Source organism: Methylomagnum sp. (genome assembly GCF_054333355.1).
Genome location: NZ_JBTEKS010000381.1, coordinates 1 through 4,109, shown reverse-complemented (window position 1 = coordinate 4,109; position 4,109 = coordinate 1). Strand labels below are relative to the sequence as shown.

General features: G+C 65.7%; 1 protein-coding gene. It reads right to left on the bottom strand.

From position 1 onward, the window contains the following. Positions 1-4,109, bottom strand: a 4,109-nt coding sequence (locus ACXWUF_RS19670) for a beta-ketoacyl synthase N-terminal-like domain-containing protein (RefSeq protein ID WP_458503358.1), incomplete at both ends; no start/stop codon positions are given.

Below are 4,109 nucleotides of genomic sequence, written 5' to 3'. Positions count from 1 at the left end.
CGCAGCCAGTCGGCGAGTGGGCTAGCGCGGGTCCGCAGGGCTTCCCCGGTTTTTGCCGACAACACGATGAGTTGATTCCCCGCTGCGGCACTAGCGGGCGGGGGCGGCGGCGCTTCTTCCACCACCACATGGCAATTGGTGCCGCTGAATCCGAACGAACTCACGGCGGCGCGGCGCGGCGTGCCGGTCGGCGCGGGCCAGGGCCGGGCTTCGGTGTTGACGTAGAACGGGCTGCTCTCGAAATCAATCTGCGGATTGGGCGCCCGGTAATGCAGGCTGGGCGGCAAGGTCTGGTTTTTCAGCGCACCCAGCAACTTGATGAGTCCGGCCACCCCGGCGGAGGACGAGGTGTGGCCGATGTTGGTCTTGACCGAGCCGAGGGCGCAGAACTGCCGCCGCCCGGTGAAGGCGCGGAAGGCTTGGGTCAGCGCGTGGATTTCGATGGGGTCGCCCAATACCGTGCCCGTGCCGTGGGCTTCCACATAGCCCAGGCTGTCGGGATTCAGGCCGAAACGGCGGTACAGGCCGGTCAGCAACTCCTGCTGCGCCGTCGAACTGGGCGCGGTGATGCCGTTGGTCTTGCCGTCCTGGTTGATGGCCGTGCCTTTAATCACACCGTGGATGAGGTCGCCATCCCGCAAGGCCGCATCCAGCCGCTTGAGGACCACGGCGGCGACCGCTTCGCCGGGCACGAAGCCGTCGGCGTCCTGATCGAAGGTCTTGCAGCGGCCTTCCGGCGACAACATGCCCGCCTTGCTCATGAAGACATAGGGTTCGGCCCCTAGATAAAGCTGCACGCCGCCCGCCAGCATCATTTCAGCCTCGCCGTCGATGAGGCTGCGGCAGGCCATGTGAACCGCCACCAGGGACGAGGAACAGGCCGTCTGGAGGGTGATGGTCGGTCCCCGTAAATTCAGGAAATAGGCGATGCGGGCCGCCAGAATCGCGTGGGAATTGCCGGTCAGGACTTGGGCCGGGTTCGCCTCCGCCCCGGACTGGCGGATGATGTCCTGATACTCCGCATCGGTGACACCCACGTACACGCCGCAACGGGCCAGCGCGGCTTGGTCGCGGGCGTAACCGGCGTCCTCCAAGGCGTGCCAGGCTGCTTCGAGGAACAACCGCTGTTGCGGGTCCATCAATTCCGCTTCGGCGGGGGAGATGTTGAAGAACAGCGAATCGAACTTGTCGATGTCGGCGAGGAAACCGCCCCATCGGCTCAGGGTCTTGCCCTCGGCGGCGGGGTCGGGATGGAAATGCTCGCGGGGATTCCAGCGTTCCGGCGGCACTTCGGTCACGCAATCCCGGCCCGCCGCGATGTTGGCCCAGAAGCCGTTCACGTCCCCGGCGCCAGGGAAGCGTCCCGCCATGCCGATGACGGCGATGTCGTTGGTGACGGGCGCGGCTTGGAACTGCACGGCAGAGGCCGGGGCTGGGTTTTGGATACCCTCCCCCCGACCCTCTCCCAAAGGCGAAAGGGGGATGGCGTCCTTGTCTTTCAGTCGCAGCTTATGCGGCTCGCGGGGCTGGTTGGCGCTGTCGTAATGGGTGGGCGGCGGGGCGGATTTTTCGGCCAGCGCAGTTAAACGCAGCTTGACTGGCCCCATGGTCGTGGGAGTGGGCTTCAGCCCACGATCAGGCTCGGCAGTCGCGGGCTGAAGCCCGCTCCCACCGTCTTTCTGCTGGCACTCGGAAGATAAAAACGCACTAGCGGGCGGATTCAGGGCGGCGTGAACGTAGTCCGTCAACGCGCCCACGCTGGGATGGTCGTAAAGCTGGGTGGTGGTCAGCGTCAGGTCCAAGGCTTGATTCAGCTTCTTCACCACCTCGACCATGAACACCGAGTCCAATCCCAAATCGCTGAACGCCTTGTGATCGTCGATCCGCTCCGGGTCCAGGTAGATGACACCCGCCAACCGCTCCTTGATCTTGGCCTTGATGTCGGCCCGGTCGATGGCGGGATGGGGCGCGGGAATAGCTTCCGGTGGCGGCGCGATTTGCGCCGCTGGTTCGGGAACCAGGGGCGCGGGCGGGGCAGGGCGGGCCGACCGGCTTTCCAGGTCGCCATCGGTGAGCCAATAGCGCTCGCCGTGGAATTGGATAACCGGCAAGGCCACTCGCCGGGGCGTGTCACCGGAATACAGGCTTTGCCAGTCAATCCGGCTGCCCTTCACCCATCGACTTGCCAATCGCGCCAATTCGCCCCGCTCGGGCTGGCTATCAAAACCGCCCTCCGAGGTCTCGGCTTGACCTGCGAAGACATACAGCCCGTCTGCCCCGATTTCCAGAAACTCCCCCAAGCGCTCGCGGAGTTGCGGCAGACTCCCGGCAATCAAAGCGGCGCGATACGCCATCGGTTTGCGGCCCACCTGCAAGGTGAACGCTACGTCGCGCAAGGATGGGGGCTGTGCATCGGCCCGTTCCAGATAATCCCGCAGATTCACGGCGGCGGCGCGGAGCCTTTCCGGCGACGGGGCGGACAGGACGATCAAGGCCGGTTCACCGGAATTCGGCGCGGCGGCGGGCTGTTCCGGGGGCGGCTCCACGATCACATGGGCATTAGCCCCGCCCGCCCCGAAGGAGCTAACACAAGCCGAAGCCGGGCGGCCATCCCGCAGCGGCCAAGGCGCCGGTTCCGTGACCAGCTTGAAGGGCGAATTGCGGAAGTCGATGCGCGGGTTCAGCGGCTCGCCGTGCAGGTTGGCGGGGATGCGTCCATGCCGCATGGACAGCAGCACCTTGATGAGCCCGGCAATCCCGGCGGCGGCTTCCAAATGGCCGATGTTGGATTTCACCGAGCCCAGCAGGCAGCTTTGCTTGGCGACGGGAGCGCCTTCGAAGGCGAGGCTGAGTCCCTTGATTTCGATGGGGTCGCCCAAGGCGGTGCCGGTGCCGTGGGCTTCGACGTAGCCGATTTGCTCGGGAGAAAGTCCCGCCCGCGTCAGTGCGCTTTTCACCAAGCGGGCCTGCGCATGTGGGTCCGGCACGGTGAAGCCGGTGGCCTTGCCGCCGTGGTTGAGGGCGGAGGCCCGCAGCACGCCGTGGATGCAATCGCCATCGGCCAGGGCTTGATCCAGCCGTTTCAGCACCACCGCGCAGACGCCTTCCGCCGGGACGTAGCCATTGCCGTTTTCGTTGAAGCTGCGGCAGCGGCCATCGTTGGACAAAAAGCCACCTTGGCTGAGGAAGACATATTTGGCCGGGGACAGGGACAGGTTCACGCCGCCCGCCAGGGCCATGGCGCAATCGCCCGCCAAGATGGCCTGACAAGCCAGATGCACAGCGGCCAGCGAGGCGGAACAGGCGGTGTCCACCGTCAGGCTCGGGCCGGTGAAATCCATGAAGTAGGAGACCCGGTTGGCGATGGCCCAATAGAGCGAGCCGGGACCAGCGTAGCGGTCCTTGAGGTGGCCGTGTTCGTAGCTCAGGGAAGAATATTCGTTCCAGGTCGAACCGACGAACACTCCCACCGCCGCGCCCGGCCCGGTGTCGCCATAGCCCGCGTATTCCATGGCCTGCCAAGCGCATTCCAGGAACAGCCGTTGCTGCGGGTCCATCTGCGAGGCTTCGCGGGGCGTGATGCTGAAAAATTCCGCGTCGAAGCGCTCCGGGTCTTTGATGAAACCACCCCACCGCCCGGTGATGCGGTTCCCCGCCTCGTCCGGGCGGTTGAACAGCGGGCCAGCGTCCCAGCGGGAGGGTGGGATTTCTTCGATACAGTCCCGGCCTGCCGTCAGGTTGCGCCACAGGTCTTCGATACTGTCCGCTTGGGGGAAGCGGCCACTCATGCCGATGATGGCGATGGCGGTGTCGGGCGGGGTTTCTGCGGATTCCGGGGATTCTTCCGACGGCGTGGCCGGGGGCGATTCCGGGGCGGGATCGTCCATGGCGATGGCCGACGTGACGGGTTCTGCCACGGCCAGCGAATCTGCCTCCGGCGGCGGCGCTAAGGGCGTGAGCATGCTCAGGTAAGCGCTCAGGCTGGACAGGTTGGGATGCTCAAACAGGAGGGTGGAGGACAGGTCGCCGTAGTGTTCGCGCAGGGTGCCGAGGATTTCCTCGCTCATCAGGGAGGTGACGCCCAGGCTGAAGAAGGACGCCTCCGCGCC